This is a genomic window from Agromyces salentinus (assembly GCF_009749395.1).
In the GTDB taxonomy this organism is placed as follows: domain Bacteria; phylum Actinomycetota; class Actinomycetes; order Actinomycetales; family Microbacteriaceae; genus Agromyces; species Agromyces salentinus.
In genome coordinates this window covers 115690-131002 of the sequence record NZ_WBIR01000007.1, presented here as the reverse complement: position 1 = coordinate 131002, position 15313 = coordinate 115690, and the positions used below count along the sequence as shown (strand labels likewise).

The 15313-nt window shown below is 71.5% G+C and carries 13 protein-coding genes; 9 read left to right on the top strand and 4 right to left on the bottom strand.

Annotated elements, in window-relative coordinates; translation table 11 throughout:
• The first annotated feature begins 111 nt into the window (after nt 1-111).
• The 8 genes from GQQ95_RS09250 to GQQ95_RS09215 all read left to right on the top strand — a co-directional run bounded on the left by GQQ95_RS09250 (nt 112) and on the right by GQQ95_RS09215 (nt 9902).
• A complete protein-coding gene (locus tag GQQ95_RS09250) occupies nt 112-1995 on the top strand; it encodes a heavy metal translocating P-type ATPase (RefSeq protein ID WP_157427379.1) in 1884 nt (627 codons plus the stop codon).
• An 85-nt stretch (nt 1996-2080) separates the two neighbouring features.
• Nucleotides 2081-3316, top strand: coding sequence for an ROK family transcriptional regulator (locus GQQ95_RS09245; RefSeq protein WP_157427378.1), 1236 nt, complete (start codon nt 2081-2083; stop codon nt 3314-3316).
• A 69-nt stretch (nt 3317-3385) separates the two neighbouring features.
• Nucleotides 3386-4633, top strand: coding sequence for an extracellular solute-binding protein (locus GQQ95_RS09240; protein ID WP_157427377.1), 1248 nt, complete (start codon nt 3386-3388; stop codon nt 4631-4633).
• A gap of 131 nt (nt 4634-4764) precedes the next feature.
• Entirely contained in the window at nt 4765-5748 is a 984-nt protein-coding gene (locus GQQ95_RS09235) for a carbohydrate ABC transporter permease (RefSeq protein WP_157427376.1), read from the top strand.
• Nucleotides 5745-6674, top strand: a complete 930-nt coding sequence (locus tag GQQ95_RS09230; RefSeq protein WP_157427375.1) for a carbohydrate ABC transporter permease — start codon at nt 5745-5747, stop codon at nt 6672-6674. The genes GQQ95_RS09235 and GQQ95_RS09230 overlap by 4 nt, the downstream gene beginning before the upstream one ends.
• Nucleotides 6671-8209, top strand: a complete 1539-nt coding sequence (locus GQQ95_RS09225) for a glycoside hydrolase family 3 protein (RefSeq protein WP_157427374.1) — start codon at nt 6671-6673, stop codon at nt 8207-8209. The genes GQQ95_RS09230 and GQQ95_RS09225 overlap by 4 nt, the downstream gene beginning before the upstream one ends.
• Nucleotides 8206-9132, top strand: a complete 927-nt coding sequence (locus GQQ95_RS09220) for an ROK family protein (protein WP_157427373.1) — start codon at nt 8206-8208, stop codon at nt 9130-9132. The genes GQQ95_RS09225 and GQQ95_RS09220 overlap by 4 nt, the downstream gene beginning before the upstream one ends.
• Complete coding sequence (locus GQQ95_RS09215) at nt 9117-9902, top strand: glucosamine-6-phosphate deaminase (protein ID WP_157427372.1); 786 nt, start codon at nt 9117-9119, stop codon at nt 9900-9902. Before GQQ95_RS09220 ends, GQQ95_RS09215 begins: the two co-directional genes overlap by 16 nt.
• A gap of 53 nt (nt 9903-9955) precedes the next feature.
• Here the strand turns inward: GQQ95_RS09215 and GQQ95_RS09210 are convergent, their stop codons facing one another.
• The gene (locus GQQ95_RS09210) at nt 9956-10546 is read right to left on the bottom strand and encodes a TetR/AcrR family transcriptional regulator (protein WP_157427371.1); all 591 of its coding nucleotides are present in this window, start codon (nt 10544-10546) and stop codon (nt 9956-9958) included.
• Between the two features lie 92 nt (nt 10547-10638).
• Between GQQ95_RS09210 and GQQ95_RS09205 the strand changes: the two genes are divergently transcribed.
• On the top strand, nt 10639-11691 hold the full coding sequence (locus GQQ95_RS09205) for a hypothetical protein (protein WP_157427370.1): 1053 nt from the start codon (nt 10639-10641) through the stop codon (nt 11689-11691).
• 73 nt (nt 11692-11764) lie between these two features.
• On the opposite strand, the gene GQQ95_RS09200 is transcribed toward GQQ95_RS09205, so the two are convergent.
• The 3 genes from GQQ95_RS09200 to GQQ95_RS09190 form a co-directional block, all read right to left on the bottom strand.
• Nucleotides 11765-12130, bottom strand: a complete 366-nt coding sequence (locus tag GQQ95_RS09200) for a YrdB family protein (RefSeq protein ID WP_246205338.1) — start codon at nt 12128-12130, stop codon at nt 11765-11767.
• 77 nt (nt 12131-12207) lie between these two features.
• Nucleotides 12208-13080 carry a formyltetrahydrofolate deformylase gene (purU, locus tag GQQ95_RS09195; RefSeq protein ID WP_157427369.1) on the bottom strand — a complete coding sequence of 291 codons (873 nt, stop codon included), beginning with the start codon at nt 13078-13080 and terminating at the stop codon, nt 12208-12210.
• A 40-nt stretch (nt 13081-13120) separates the two neighbouring features.
• A complete protein-coding gene (locus tag GQQ95_RS09190) occupies nt 13121-15172 on the bottom strand; it encodes a sigma-70 family RNA polymerase sigma factor (RefSeq protein WP_157427368.1) in 2052 nt (683 codons plus the stop codon).
• Between the last annotated feature and the right edge of the window lie 141 nt (nt 15173-15313).

Here is a 15313-nt window from a genome sequence, read left to right as displayed (position 1 = left end):
TCGAGGCGAAGGGGCGGATGCTGCGGCATCCGCCCCTTCGTCGTTCCCGGCCGCGGGCCTCCGGCCGCGGGTCTTCGGGGCGGAGGACGGCGGGCGGGGCAGGATGGGGGCATGGCCCGTGTCCTGAGGTACGCCCGGCGGTACTGGGCCGTCACGCTGACCATCGCGATCGGTTGCCTCGGCATCGCGCTCGCGCTCGCGGGTGCGGGGTCCGCCGTGGCGTGGCTCTTCGGCGGTTACGCGCTCGTGGTCGCGGCCTGGCAGGCGGTCGGGATGGTGCGCGACATGCTGCGGGGGCACTGGGGGCTCGACGTGCTCGCGATCACCGCGATCGCCGCCACCGTCGCCGTCGGCGAGTACGTCGCCGCACTTCTCGTGGTGCTCATGCTCACCGGCGGCGAGGCCCTCGAGGACTTCGCGAACCGGCGGGCCAAGCGCGAACTCGATGCGCTCCTCAGGCGGGCGCCGCAGCTCGCGCACCGCCTCGAGGGCGACCGGATCGTCGAGATCCGCGCCGACGAGGTGCGCGTGGGCGACCTGCTGCTCATCCGGCCGAGCGAGATCCTCCCGGTGGATGCCACGCTCCGCTCCGAGGAGGCGACGCTCGACGAGTCGTCGATCACCGGCGAGAGCGTGCCGGTCGAGCGGCGTGCGGGGGACGCCGTGCTGAGCGGCTCGGTGAACGGCCTCGCCGCGATCGAGGTCGTGGCGTCGGCGACGGCGGGGGAGAGCCAGTACCAGCAGATCGTCGCCCTCGTGGCCGACGCCGCCGAGTCCAAGGCCCCGGTCGTGCGCCTCGCCGACCGGTACGCGGTGCCCTTCACGGTCTTCTCGCTCGCCCTCGCCGGGGTCGCGTGGTGGGCGTCCGGCGACCCGGCGCGGTTCGCGGAGGTGCTCGTGCTCGCCACGCCGTGTCCCCTGCTCATCGCGGCCCCGGTGGCGTACCTCGGCGGCATGAGCCGGGCCGCCCGCAACGGCGTGATCGTCAAGGGCGGGGGAGTGCTCGAACTCCTCGCCGCCGCGAAGACCGCGGTGTTCGACAAGACGGGCACCCTCACGCGCGGCGAGCCCGAACTCGTCGCGATCAGGTCGGCGGGCGGCTTCGGCGACGAGGAGGTGCTCGCTGCCGCCGCGTCGGCGGAGCAGTACTCATCGCATGTGCTCGCGGCGTCGATGATCGGCGCCGCCCGGGAGCGCGGGCTCACCCTCCAGGAGGCCGAGCGGGCGCGGGAGGCGGCCACGAACGGCGTGGAGGCCGTGATCGGCGGACGCGAGGTCGTGGTCGGCAAGTTCGCGTTCGTGCTCGAGCACGCTCCGGATGCCGCGAGGACCGCGATCGCCCCCGGCGAGCTGGCGATCTACGTCGCGATCGACGGGCGGTACGCTGGCGCACTCCTCGCGAGGGACCGGGTGCGCCCGGACGCCAGGGCGATGCTCGCGCGGCTCGACGCCCTCGGCGTGCATCGGACGATGATGCTCACCGGCGACGCCGCGGCCACCGCGGAGCACGTCGCCGCGGAGCTCGGCATCACGCGGGTGCGTGCCGAGTGCCTCCCGGCCGACAAGGTGCACGAGGTCGCGGCGATCGCGGAGCGGCCCGTCATCATGGTCGGGGACGGGGTCAACGACGCGCCGGTGCTCGCGGCGGCCGACGTCGGCATCGCGATGGGGGCGAAGGGCGCGACGGCGGCGAGCGAGTCGGCGTCGGCGGTCATCCTCGTCGACGAGATCTCGCGCGTCGCCAAGGCGGTCGAGGTCGGTCGGGACACCGTGCGCATCGCCCTGCAGAGCATCTGGATCGGCATCGTCGTGAGCGTGGCGCTGATGATCGTCGCGGCATTCGGCGTGATCCCGGCCGTCGTGGGCGCGCTGCTCCAGGAGATCGTGGATCTCGTCACGATCCTCGCAGCGCTTCGAGCTCTCGGGAGCCGGCGCGACACGGCGCCGAGCCTCGGCGGGTCGGGCGCGAAGGCGACGGAGCCCACGGCCGCCTGACCGACCGAGTCACGGTTCGGTAACGAGGCGGATTCGCGTCGGACGACTCTTGCAATTCATTTGTTCGTAAGGTTTACTAACAAACATGTCAACGGAGGCGCAGCGAGGTTCGACCCTCGAGAGCCCGGCCCCCCAGGGTGCCGGAGCCGACGTGCTCACGACCCCGTTCGTCGACGCCCCGATCTTCACCAGGTCCAGGGCCCTCCGCCCCACCGGCAAGGTGTTGCCGGAGCACGCGCGCAGCCACAACCGCGCCCTCGTCCTGCAGACGCTCTACACCGCCGGACCGCAGAGCCGAGCGGATGTCGCCCGCGAGACCGGCCTCACCCGCGTGACCATCTCCGACCTCGTCGCGGAGCTCATCGCCGAGCGCCTCGTCATCGAGCTCGGACAGCGCGAGGATGCCCGGCCGGGCAAGCCCGCCATCCTCATCGACGTCGATCGCGCGGCGTTCCAGATCATCGGGGTCGACCTCTCCGACCACGAGCGCTTCCTCGGCGCGATCGTCGACCTCGACGGCGTGATCGTCTCGCGAGCCGAGGTCTCCCGCGACGGTGCGACGGGGGAGGCCGCGGTCGCCCTCGTCGATGCGCTCGTCGCACGACTCGTCGCGGCGGCCACCGCACCCGTGCTCGGCATCGGCGTCGGCTCCCCGGGCGTCGTCGACCCCAACGGGGTCATCCGTTCCGCCCCGAACCTCGACTGGCGGGGACTCGACCTCCAGGGCCGCCTGCACGCGGCGTTCGACCTGCCCGTGCACGTCGGCAACGACGCGAACGTCGCGGTGCTCGCCGAGCACGGCGCGTCCACGAGCGACGACCTCCTGCTCGTGAAGGTCGGCCACGGTGTCGGCGCCGGACTCATCATCGGCGGCCGCCCGGTCATCGGCGGCGGGTTCGCCGCGGGCGAGATCGGCCACGTCATCGTCGGCACCGACGGCGGACCGCGCTGCGCCTGCGGCAAGTCCGGGTGCCTCGAGACGTGGCTGGCCGTGCCTCGGCTCACCGCACAGCTCGACGCGATCGCGGAGACCGAGCACGCGGCATCCGACCGCGAGGCGATCCTCACGGAGGCCGGCCGTCGCCTCGGCATCGTACTCGCGCCGGTCGTCGGCGCGCTCAACCTGTCGGAGGTCGCGCTGAGCGGCCCCGCCGAACTGCTTGACGGACCGCTCGCCCTGGCGGCCGTCGACACGCTCCGGACGCGGACGATGGCGGAACACAACCGTGATCTGAGGCTCCGGATGACCGAGCAGGCGCAGGACATCGTCCTTCGCGGCGCGGCCGTCATGGTCCTCTCCGGACAACTCGGGGTCTCCTGACCGAGGCCCCACGCACCAAGGGTCCAGCGAACCCCCGCTACGACCCACACCCCACGAAAGGAAACGCACATGAGGAAACTCGGCATCGTGGCGCTCGGCGCCGCTGCGGCCCTGACCCTCGCCGGTTGCAGCACCGGTGGCACTGAGTCGGCGTCGTCCGACGGCGGCGACATCACGGTCTGGGTCGTCGGCTCCGACACCCCCGAGGACGCGCGCGCCTACCTCAAGGACACGTTCGAGTCCGAGAACGACGGCTGGACCCTCACGGTCGAGGAGAAGACCTGGGCCGACGTCAGCGACACCTACGCCGCGGCGCTCCAGTCCAACGACTCGCCCGACGTGGTCGAGGTCGGCAACACCCAGACCGCGAGCTTCGCGGACCAGGGCCTGTTCCTGCCGCTCGAGGACTTCGCCTCTGACGACTACCTGCCCGGACTCGTCGAGTCGGCGACCTACGACGGCGACCTCTACGCCGCTCCGTACTACGCCGGTGGCCGCATCGTCTTCTACAGCCAGCAGATCCTCGGCGACACGGCTGTCCCGACGACCCTCGACGAGTACGTCGAGACCGGCAAGGCTCGCAAGACCGACACCGTCTCGGGCATCTGGGCTCCCGGCCGCGACTGGTACAACGCGCTTCCCTACGTCTGGGCGCACGGCGGCTTCATCGCCGAGCAGGACGGCGACGCATGGAAGGCCGGCTTCTCCAGCGAGGGCGGCATCGAAGGCCTCACCCAGCTGCAGGACGTCTACCTGAACGCGTCCAACGCGGCCAAGGACGGCGACGAGACCGACCCGCAGGTCCCCTTCTGCGCCGGTGAAGACGTCTTCCTCTCGGCTCCCGCGTGGGTCCAGTGGTCGATCACCGCTCCGGCAGACGCCGAGGCGCCCGGCTGCGCCGACACCTACGGCTCCGACCTGCACGCCTTCGCCCTCCCGGGCCTCGAGGCCGGCGAGACCGCGCCGATCTTCGCGGGTGGCTCGAACGTCGCCGTGGCGACCAAGAGCGCCAACCCCGAGCAGGCTCGTGCCGCGCTCGACATCATGGCCGGCGCGGGCTACCAGGACCTCCTGGCTGCCGGCGGCCTGACCCCGGGCCTCACCGCCTCGGCGGCCAACCTTCCCGACACCGAGATCGCCAAGGCCCAGGCCGTCGCGCTTGAGAACTCGAAGGTCACCCCGACCACCCCGAAGTGGGCCGAGGTCGAGGCTGCCCAGATCATCCAGGAGGCGCTCGTCAAGATCGCCCAGGGCGGCGACGTCGCGTCGATCGCCGCGGACCTCGACAAGCAGATCGAGGACATCCTCAACAGCTAGTCGCTGTTGAACCATCGCGGGGGGCGGAGTCCCACACAGCTCCGCCCCCCGTTCCCCTGCCGGGATCGCCCCACGACCGGCGTACCATCAGTCCCACCGCGGTCCGCCGCGAACCACCCGAGGAGCAGCCGATGAGCGCAACCCTCACGGAACACGACGCAGCGCCGCGCACGCCCGGTCCCCGCCCTCCGAAACCCGACGCCCCCGCAGCACGCGGTCCGAAGAAGCGGAAGTTCCCGTTCGCGCCGTGGATGCTGCTCGCCCCCAGCATCATCCTGCTCGTCGTCATGGTCGTCTACCCGACCATCCTCATGTTCGTCACCTCGTTCACCGATCTCGAGATCAAGAACAAGATGCTCGGCACCCCGGCGAACTTCGTCGGCTTCGACAACTACGTCGAGGTCTTCACGAAGTCCGACTTCCCGGCCGTGCTCGTGCGAAGCCTGACCCTCATGGTCATCCTGACCGTGCTCATCGTCGGCGGCGGCATGCTGCTCGCCCTGCTGATGCTGCGGCTCACCAAGGGCTGGAGGCTCCTCGTCTCCGTCGGCCTGCTGCTCGCCTGGGCGATGCCGCCCCTGTCGGCGACCGTGGTCTTCGGCTGGATCTTCGACACCGATTACGGCGTCGTCAACTGGCTGCTGAACACCATCACCGGCACCCAGGACTTCCGCGGGCACGGCTGGCTCGCCGATCCGCTCTCCTTCTTCATGGTCCTGATCATCATCGTGGTGTGGCAGGGCATCCCGTTCGCCGCGTTCACGCTCTACGCGGGTCTCGGCCAGGTGCCCGACGAGGTCCTCGAGGCCTCGCAGCTCGACGGCGCCAACGCCTGGCAGCGCTTCCGGCTCATCGTCATGCCCTACCTCCGCAATGTCGTGACGGCGGTGATCGTGCTCGAGACCATCTGGAACCTCCGCATCTTCACGCAGGTCTACGCCCTGCAGCAGCAGGGCGGACTCGCCTCCGAGACGAACGTGCTCGGCACCTACCTGTTCCGCCAGGGGCTCGGCGAGTTCGGTGTGACCGCCGCCATCGGCGTGTTCATGGTCATCCTCCTCATGGGCATCTCCTACTACAACGTCCGTTCCAGCCTGAAGGAGGAGGAAGCGTGACCACGCAGATCTCTCCCGCCGTCCAGCTCGCCGAGACCCCCGGACGCATGACGCCCGGCCCGCAGAAGGCGCGCCGCACGCACCGCCGTCGTGCGCCCAAGGTCGTCGTCAACACCGTCGCGATCCTCGTGTTCCTGTGCTCGGTCTTCCCGGTCTACTGGATGGTGAACATGTCGTTCACCCCGTCGAACCAGATCATCAGCCGCACGCCGAGCTTCTTCCCGTTCGAGTTCACGATGAAGAACTACGTGACCGCGTGGACGCGTGAAGCCGCACCCGGCCAGACCGACTTCCCGCACGCGCTGGCATCCAGCCTCACGGTGGCGCTCGCCGTCGTGGTCGTCTGCGCCCTCTTCGCCTTCCTCGCGTCGATCGCGATCGCCCGCTTCGCCTTCCGGGGCCGCTACGTCTTCATCGTGAGCGTGCTCGTCGTGCAGATGGTGCCCGGCGAGGCGATGATGTTCACGATCTACAACATGGTCGACGACTGGCGTCTCATGAACACCCTGGTCGGGCTGTTCATCGTGCACCTCGCATCCGTCGTGCCCTTCACCATCTGGACGCTCCGCGGCTTCGTCGCCGGTGTCCCGGCCGACCTCGAAGAGGCGGCGCAGATCGACGGCTGCACCAAGGCGCAGGCATTCTGGAAGGTCACGTTCCCGCTGCTCGCACCGGGCCTGGTGTCCACCGGTATCTTCGCCTTCATCCAGAGCTGGAACGAGTTCACGATGGCCCTCCTGCTCATGAAGGGCTACAACCTCACGCTGCCGCCGTGGCTGAACTCCTTCCAGTCGGCGACCGAGGCGACGAACTGGGGCGCCGTCATGGCCGGTTCCACGCTCATCGCGCTCCCCGTCGTGATCTTCTTCCTCTTCGTGCAGGGCCGCATGACCGGCGGGCTCGTGAGCGGAGCCGTCAAGGGATGAACGAGCCGCACCACACCGACGCGGCATCCGGGCTGCGTCGGGACATCCACACGACCCTGCTCCCGGGGTTCGCCGGTACGGCGGCGCCCGAGTGGCTGCTGGCCCGGCTCCGCGACGGCCTCGGAGGCATCTGCGTCTTCGGGCCGAACATCGTCGACGCCGAGCAACTGCTCGCGCTGAACTCGAGCCTCCGCGGCGCGAACCCGCTCGCCGTGGTCGCCATCGACGAGGAGGGCGGCGACGTCACCCGCCTCTTCTACGACCGCGGCGCGCCCTATCCGGGCAACGCGGTCCTCGGCCGCCTCGACGAGACCGAGCTGACCGAGCGGGTCGCCCGTGAGGTCGGCCGTGCCCTCGCCGCGACCGGCTGCACGGTGACCTTCGCCCCCGACGTCGACGTGAACTCGAACCCCGACAACCCCGTGATCGGCGTTCGGAGCTTCGGAACCGACCCCGAACTCGTCGCCAGGCACACGTCGGCGTGGGTGCGGGGCGTGCAGTCCACCGGCATCGCCGCGAGTGCGAAGCACTTCCCGGGGCATGGCGACACGGCGACGGACTCGCACCTCGCGCTCCCCGTCGTCGACGAGCCGATCGAGGTCCTCCGGGACCGCGAACTCGTGCCGTTCCGGGCCGCCATCGCGGCGGGGACGCGCACGATCATGACCAGCCACCTCCTGCTTCCGCAGCTCGACGCGGAGAATCCGGCCACCCTCTCTCCTCGCATCCTGCAAGGCCTGCTCCGCGAGGAATTGGGGTTCGAGGGCGTCATCGTCAGCGATGCCCTCGACATGAAGGGGGCGAGCGGCGTGCACGGCATCCCTGAGGCTGCCGTGCGCGCCCTCGCCGCCGGTTGCGACCTGCTCTGCATCGGCTCCGAGAACACGGATGCGCAGATGGACGAGATCATCGGCGCCGTCGAGGCCGCGATCGCGGTCGGGCGCATCCCGGCCGAGCGGATCCGCGAGGCCGCCGGGCGCGTGCGCGCACTGAGCGCCGATGTCCCCGAGCTCCCCTCGGCGGTGGGCGGGATCGAGCCCGCCCACCACGAGGACGAGGTCGCCGTCCTCGCGGCATCCTTCGAGGTGTCGGATGCTGCGCGCACGCGCCTCGCCCTCGCGGAACGCATCGGCACGGTCGTCCGCATCGACACCGTCGCGAACATCGCCGTCGGCGTGGCCCCCTGGGGTCCGTTCGCGGCGTCCTCGGTCGACGACGCGCCCGCCTGGTTCGGCGACGCGGACCTGGTGGCGGTCTCCCGGGAGCACCTGCTCGACGAGGCCCGTGAGCTGACCGGACCGGTCCTCGTCGTGGGCAAGGACCTGCACCGCCATCCGTTCGCCGTCGACGCGATCGACCGCCTCCGGGCCGGGCGCGACGACGTGGTGACCGTCGACATGGGATGGCCATCGAACGACCGGGCGTACGCCGACATCGCGACCTTCGGGGCCAGCCGCCTCCTCGGCCGTGCCCTCCTCTCCTTCGTGGGCTCCTCGCTGGGCCGGCTCGCACGCGCCCCGGTGGACGCGGCATGAGGCTCGGCATCGACATCGGCGGCACGAAGACCGCCGCCGTCGCGATCGGCGCCGACGGCGAGCTGAGCGACCTCGTCCGCCTCCCGACCGGCTTCGGCGGACCCGCGGTGCTCTCGACGGCGCGGCAGGTCGTGCGGCGCATGAGCGAGCTCGCCGGCGTCGAGGCGTCCGCGTTCGACTCCATCGGCATCGGGATCCCCGGCGCCGTCGACACCGCCACCGGCCGCGTCGAGCATGCGGTCAACCTCGGGCTCGAGGGGCTGGACCTCGGCCCGAAGCTGTCCGACGAGCTCGGGGTCGAGGTGCGCGTGGAGAACGACGTGAAGGCGGCCGCGCTCGGCGCGCATCACCTCCTCGGCGTCGCGGACGGCGTCACCGCGCACTCGATGGCCTACCTCAACCTCGGGACGGGCCTCGCCGCCGGCATCGTGCTCGACGGCGAACTCCTGCGCGGCGGCCACGGCGTCGCCGGCGAGATCGGCCACATCCCCGTCGATCCCGCGGGCGTGCGCTGCACCTGCGGACAGCGCGGCTGCCTCGAGACCGTGGCGTCGGGTTCGGCGATCGCCCGGATGTGGCCCACCGAGCATCCGCTTCCCGCACGCGAGCTCTTCGACCTCGCCGAGGCAGGCGAGGCCCATGCCGTCGACGTTCGCGAGCAGTTCCTCCGCGGCGCGGCATCCGCGGTCCGGCTGCTCGCCCTGACGACCGACGTCGACGACATCGTCATCGGCGGGGGACTCGCGGCGCTCGGGGAACCGCTCCTGCTCGGCGTACGCCGTATCCTGAACGAGTGGGCGAAGGATTCCGCGTTCCTCGCCTCGACCGATCTCGCACAGCGCGTGCAGGTCATTCCCCTCGGATTCCCGGCCGCCGCCGTGGGCGCTGCGCTGGTAGGAGAACCTTCATGGCAGAACTCGTAGTCGTCGCCGACGAGCACGCCGCGGGCGCGCTCGTCGCCGACGCGATCGTCTCGCTCATCCGTCGCAAGCCCGATGCCGTGCTCGGACTCGCCACCGGGTCGACCCCCTTGGCCACGTATCGTGCGCTGGCGACCCGCATCGGCGATGACGCCATCGACGTTCGCGGGGTGCGCGGATTCGCGCTCGACGAGTACGTGGGGCTGCCGGCCGGCCACCCCGAGAGCTATCGGGCCGTCATCACGCGCGAGGTCGTCGAACCCCTGGGGCTCACGCCCGAACTCGTGCGCGTGCCCAACGGCGACCCCGTGACGGTCGAGCACGCCGGCGCCGACTACGAGGCGGCGATCACCGCCGCCGGTGGCGTCGACCTGCAGATCCTCGGCATCGGACGCACCGGGCACATCGGGTTCAACGAGCCCGGTTCCTCCCTCGCCTCACTGACCAGGGTCAAGACGCTCACCGCGCCCACCCGCGCCGACAACGCCCGGTTCTTCGAGTCGCCCGAGGACGTGCCGATGCACTGCATCACGCAGGGCATCGGCACGATCCTGCGGGCCAGGCACCTCGTGCTGCTCGCCTTCGGGGAGGCCAAGGCGCAGGCGATCGCCGCCGCCGTCGAGGGGCCGGTCACGGCGAGCCAGCCCGGCTCGGCCGTGCAGCTGCACCCGCACACGACCGTGATCGTCGACGAGGCCGCGGCCTCGAAGCTCGAGAACCTGGCGTACTACCGCCATGCCTGGGACAACAAGCCCGCGTGGCAGGGCATCTGAGCTGAGCCCGGCCGTCCCCGCTGGGTCGGCCTTCCCGCTTCGGCCTTCCCGCGTCAGCGGGGGAGCAGGCTCGTCACTGCGCGGATGTAGCCCTCCGCGTCGAAGTCGTCGATGACGGCACGCTGCAGCAGGAAGCCGGGCCCGAGACCGAGCACCGCGGGCGCGACGGACCTCGCCCATGCCTCGGCGGACCCCTCGATGCGGTCGGGATTCGCCACCGCCCAGGCGAGGAGGTTCGCCTCGATCATGCCGCGCAGGCGAGCGAACACGCCCTGCACGAGCGCGCGGATCTCGGGATCGGCGGCGGCGTCGCCCCACAGTTGCACGATGACGTGGCTGAAGGGTTCCCGGTCGATGCCGCGTAGGACCGTGGCCATGAGTTCGCCGGGTGACGGGACGACGCCGGCATGGCGGAGGTCCTCGACCTCGGCCGTCCGTGCGCTGAGGACGCGCTCGGCCGTCGCGGCGAAGAGCTCCTTCTTGCCGGCGAAATGGCCGTAGATCGCGCCTGCCGACAGCCCCGACGCGTCGATGATGTCGGCCATCGACGTCCGCTGGATGCCGCGCTCGCTGAAGCAGCGAAGCGCGGCATCGATGATCTCATCGCGCCGTGCGGCGCGATGGGCATCCGTGACCTTGGGCATTCACGCTCCTCCTGAAACCGAACGGGAGTTCTTTGACAAGCATAGGCGCCGGGCGCATAATAAAGAACGAACATTCGTTTTTAGGAGGAATCATGTCGCATCCGGACGCGATGAAGATGCACACGCCGCTGCTGCGCGTCGCGGTGATCGCAGTGGCGCTCGTCGCCCTGCTCGGCGTGATCGTGCTGGCGTTCTCATGGCCGACCGTGACGGCTGAGCCCAAGGATCTGCCGGTGGCCATCGCCGGACCCCAGGATGCGGTGGATGCCGCGTCGCAGGCGATCGACCAGAAGGCCGACGGAGCCATCGAGCTCACGACGGTCGACGACCGCTCCGCCGCGGTCGACGCGATCGAGCATCGCGAGGTCTACGGCGCGGTCATCCTCGGGGCGGAGCCCGAGGTGCTCGTCGCATCGGGCGGCAGCACCGTCGTGGCGCAGCTGCTCACGGGCATCGCCGGGAACCTCGAGGAGGGGCTCAACGCGCAGGTCCAGGCCGCAGCGGCGGCCGCGGGGGCCCAGGCACCCCCAGCCGTGGAGGTCGTCGTGACCGACGTGGTCCCGCTCGCCGAGAGCGACCCGCGCGGCACCGGTATCGCCACGTCGATCTTCCCGCTCGTGCTCGGCGGCATGATCGGCGGCATCGCGATCTCGTTCCTCGTGATCGGCGCGCTCCGTCGGGTGTTCGCGGTCGTCGTGTACGGCGCGGTGGGCGGCCTCGTGCTCTCGGCCGTGCTCGGCGGCTGGTTCGGCGCGCTCCAGGGCGGGTACTGGGTGGATGCCGCGGCCCTGGGCCTGGCGCTCATGGCCATCGCCGCGCCCATCACGGGGTTCGTCGCCCTCATCGGTCGGGCGGGCATCGCCTTCGGGCCGCTCGTGATGCTGCTCTTCGCGAACCCGCTCTCCAGCGCCAACGCCCCGAAGGAGTTCCTGGTGGCGCCGTGGGGCGAGGTCGGGCAGTGGTTCCCGCCGGGAGCGGCCGCGACCCTGTTGCGCGACCTCTCGTACTTCCCGTCTGCCGATGCCACGTTCCCGTGGCTCGTGCTGGGCGCATGGACGATCGGCGGACTGCTGCTGTCCGTCGTCGGGCACTTCCGCACCGCAGGCGCTGCGGAGCCCGATGCCGAGGCAGCCGTCGCCGTCTGAGCCGGAGTCGGACGGCCCCGGGATCCATCAGGTCCCGGGGCCGTCCGGCGTTCACCCCGCGGAGCGCCGGCGGCTAGTCCGCGAGCTGGCGCCGACCGTGGATGAGGCCGCTCACGGCGGCGACCACGGCGAAGACGATGGCGACGACGGGCTGCCCGAGCATCCACCATCCGATGGCCGCACAGGTGAAGATCACGATCTCGACGAGGGCCTGACCGAACACGTCGACGCGGAAGACCGCCTTCGGGGAGAGCACGAGCGCCCAAGCCAGGATCGCGAGCGCGGGAGCGCCGAGGCCGACGAGCACCCCGGGCCACGGCAGCGGGAAGGCGAGGAAGCCCCAAATGCCGAGGCTCACGAAGGCGAACAGCTCCAGCAGGAAGCGCAGGATGTCGTTCGGGCCGATCTTGGGCTGGGGCTCAGGCAGTGCGGTGCTCACGGGGATCCAGCCTACTTCGAGCCGGCTCGTGGCTCCGCCCCGGCCGGTTTCACGGGTACCGCTCGGCGGTACCGTGATCAGCGGAAGATGATCGTGCGCGCGCCGTCGAGCAGCACGCGTCGTTCGGCGAACCACTTGACCGCCTGGCTGAGGGTGCGGCTCTCCTCGTCCTGGCCGATGGCGACGAGCTCGGACACCGAGCGGGAATGGTCGACGCGCACGACGTTCTGCTCGATGATGGGGCCCTCGTCGAGGTCGCTCGTGACGAAGTGGGCGGTTGCGCCGATGAGCTTGACGCCGCGGCCGTGGGCCTGCCGGTAGGGGTTCGCGCCCTTGAACCCCGGGAGGAACGAGTGATGGATGTTGATGCACCGGCCGGCGAGCGCCTCGCACAGCTCGGGCGAGAGGATCTGCATGTAGCGGGCGAGCACGATGAGCTCGATGGCATGCGTGTCGACGGCCTCGAGCACCCGCGCCTCGAATGCCGCCTTGGACTCGGGGGAGGTGACCGCGGACGCCTCGAAGGGCACGCCGTAGAAGTCGACGAGGTCTCGGAGCGTGCCGTGGTTCGAGAGCACCAACGGGATCTCGATCTGGAGCTGGCCCGCGCGCTGCCGGAACAGCAGGTCGTTCACGCAGTGGCCGGCGGTCGAGGCCAGCACGAGCGTGCGCAGCGGGCGGCCGACCTCGTCGAGGTCCCAGGCCATGCTCCAGCGCTCGGTCACCGGCCGCAGCTCCGCCTCGAGCTCGTCGCGCTTCGCCGGTGACTCGATCTGCACCCGCATGAAGAAGCGGCCGGTGTCGAGGCTCGCGAACTGCTGGCTCTCGGTGATGTTGCCTCGGGCGGCGACGATCGCACCGCTGATGGCGTGCACGATGCCGGGGGAGTCGATGCAGCTGAGGGTCAGGACCCAGTGGTTCAGGTGTTCGTGGGCGGCGGCCGAGGTCATCCGGCCAGCGTACCGGGAGCCCGGCGACCGGGTCGCCGCATCAGCCCCGGGTGATGCCGGATGACGGACCCGTGCGGTCGTCGGAGGTGTAGCGCACGCTGACCTCGGCGAAGTTCGAGGCCAGCGCGAGCAGGTTGCCGGATGCCGCGGCGCGGCCGTTCGCGTCGAGCAGGACCTCGAAGCTGAACAACCGTGCGATGCGCAGTTCGACGACGGCGTTCGGGACGCCGATGAACTCGCCGCGCCACAGGCCCGGGGCGCGGGTGATGACCAGCTGAGGGCTGGCCAGCGTGACGGTGACGAGCGTCGGTTCGGATCGGTTGCCCGCGACGTCGGTCTGCGTGACGGCGAGCGTGCTCGTGCCACTGGCGAGGCCCGTGAACGCACCGCTCCAGAGCCCGGCGGCATCTGCGGTCGTCGTGACCGTGCGCCCGCCGACCGTCGTCTCGATGCGGGCGCCGGGTTCGGCGGTGCCCGAGAGGACGGGGTCGACGAGGCCGCCCGCCGTGTCGGGCTCGTCGACGGTCGGCGGCAGCGCGACGGTGTCGAAGGGATCGGGACCCGGCGTGGGTGTCGGGGTTGGGGTGGGCGTCGGCGTCGGCGTGGGCGTTGGGGTCGGTGTCGGTGTCGGCGTCGGCGTGGGCGTTGGTATCGGGGCTGGGGTGGGTGTCGGCGTCGGGGCTGGGGTCGGCGTGGGCGTCGGGGCTGGGGTCGGCGTCGGGGTCGGTGTCGGCGTTGCCGGAGGGGTCGGGGTCGGGGTGGGCTGCGGGCCCACGGGCGGTGCCGACGGCTCCGGCGGCGTCGTGACCTCGGCTGGGCTCTCGGCCGGTCGCTCGGCCCGGATGTCGGGCTCGTCGACGGCCGGCAGCCGCTCGTCGACCGGCGGTGCCACCGGTTCATCGTCTGGACCCGGCAGCTCCGCGACTGGCGCGGGAACGACCGCGCCCTCGGGCGGTGCGCCTCCCTCGCCCGATCCGGTGGACGTGCTGGACTCCTCGGCCGCAGCGGCCGCAGCGGCAGCAGCGGCCGGCGGTGCGCCCGCTTCGGCGGGAGCCAGCGACGGCAGCACGACGGCCACGGCCACGGCTGCCGCGGCGAGGGTCAGGACCCCGATGCCGCCTCCGATCGCGACGCCGCTGACTCCGGCGGACGCGCCACCGCCCGCTGCGACCGTCGCGGAGGCGCCCCCTCCGCCCGCGCCGCCGGCACCCGCGCCCGCGCCGCCGGCACTGCCTGTGCCGGCACCGCTGCCGCCGACCCCGGCCGCAGCGCCACCGGCGCCGAGTGCCATGTTCGTCACGGGCGCGCCCTGCGAGAGCCAGGCCGAGTACGCGGTCGCGCCGCCGACACCGGCGACGAGAGGCAGCAGCACGAGGGCGAGGCGCGAGCCGACGTCGCGCGCCTCGGCGGCGACGATCGTGCAGCGCGCGCAGTCGTCGAGATGGGCCTCGAGCCGCGCGGTCTCCCTCGTGCCGAGCTTGCCCCGGGTGTACGTGCCGAGTCGCTCGATGCTCCAGTCGCATTCGGGCTCGTCCTTCGCACCGCGGAGGTGCGCGCGGATCCAGGCCTGGCGCAGGCCCTCGCGAGCCCGGTAGGCGAGCGCGGCGGTGCTGTTCGCGCTCATGCCGACCAGCGGCGCGATCTGCGCCGGGGTCATCCGCTCGACCTCCGAGTACCAGAGCACCTCCTGCCACCGCGAGGGGAGTGAGCGGAACGCCTGCGCGGTCGTCGAGCGGTCGAGCGCCTCGAGCGTCGACGCCTCGTTCGAGGCGGGGTCCTCGAACGACTCGAGCGTGTCCAGAGTCGTCTCGTGCCTGGCCCGGCCCCAGCTCGCGGCCGTGTTGCGAACCGTCGTGAACAGGTAGGGCCGGAACGCACCCGTCGGGCCCCCGCCCGCGAGCAGCATGTCGTAGATGCGCGTGAACGACTCGGACACGAGGTCGTCGGGGTCCAGCGAACTGTACGAGCGGGCCACGGTGCGGGCGGCTGGAGCATGGCGCTGCCAGAGCTCGCCGTAGGCGGCACGGTCGCCGCGGCGCACGCGCTCGATGAGCGCCGCGTCGGCGGAGGGCGCTTCGCGCAGGCGAGGCATGCCGCCTCCTTCGGGAGTTCTGGCTCGGGTCGGCCGGGGGCTTCGGGCGTTCGGGCGTGTTCGGGCGTTCGGGCGTGTTCGGGCGTTCGGGTGTCGGAGCGCGTCAGGTCGTTCGGGTGAGCCCGACTGAGAGACGGGATC

Bases quoted from the DNA above. Each gene is read 5' to 3' on its own strand.
- GQQ95_RS09215 (WP_157427372.1), top strand. From the start codon at position 9,117: ATGGCAGAACTCGTAGTCGTCGCCGACGAGCACGCCGCGGGCGCGCTC.
- GQQ95_RS09190 (WP_157427368.1), bottom strand. From the start codon at position 15,172: ATGCCTCGCCTGCGCGAAGCGCCCTCCGCCGACGCGGCGCTCATCGAG.
- GQQ95_RS09245 (WP_157427378.1), top strand. From the start codon at position 2,081: ATGTCAACGGAGGCGCAGCGAGGTTCGACCCTCGAGAGCCCGGCCCCC.
- GQQ95_RS09205 (WP_157427370.1), top strand. From the start codon at position 10,639: ATGTCGCATCCGGACGCGATGAAGATGCACACGCCGCTGCTGCGCGTC.
- GQQ95_RS09250 (WP_157427379.1), top strand. From the start codon at position 112: ATGGCCCGTGTCCTGAGGTACGCCCGGCGGTACTGGGCCGTCACGCTG.
- GQQ95_RS09220 (WP_157427373.1), top strand. From the start codon at position 8,206: ATGAGGCTCGGCATCGACATCGGCGGCACGAAGACCGCCGCCGTCGCG.
- GQQ95_RS09210 (WP_157427371.1), bottom strand. From the start codon at position 10,546: ATGCCCAAGGTCACGGATGCCCATCGCGCCGCACGGCGCGATGAGATC.
- purU (WP_157427369.1), bottom strand. From the start codon at position 13,080: ATGACCTCGGCCGCCGCCCACGAACACCTGAACCACTGGGTCCTGACC.
- GQQ95_RS09225 (WP_157427374.1), top strand. From the start codon at position 6,671: ATGAACGAGCCGCACCACACCGACGCGGCATCCGGGCTGCGTCGGGAC.
- GQQ95_RS09235 (WP_157427376.1), top strand. From the start codon at position 4,765: ATGAGCGCAACCCTCACGGAACACGACGCAGCGCCGCGCACGCCCGGT.
- GQQ95_RS09240 (WP_157427377.1), top strand. From the start codon at position 3,386: ATGAGGAAACTCGGCATCGTGGCGCTCGGCGCCGCTGCGGCCCTGACC.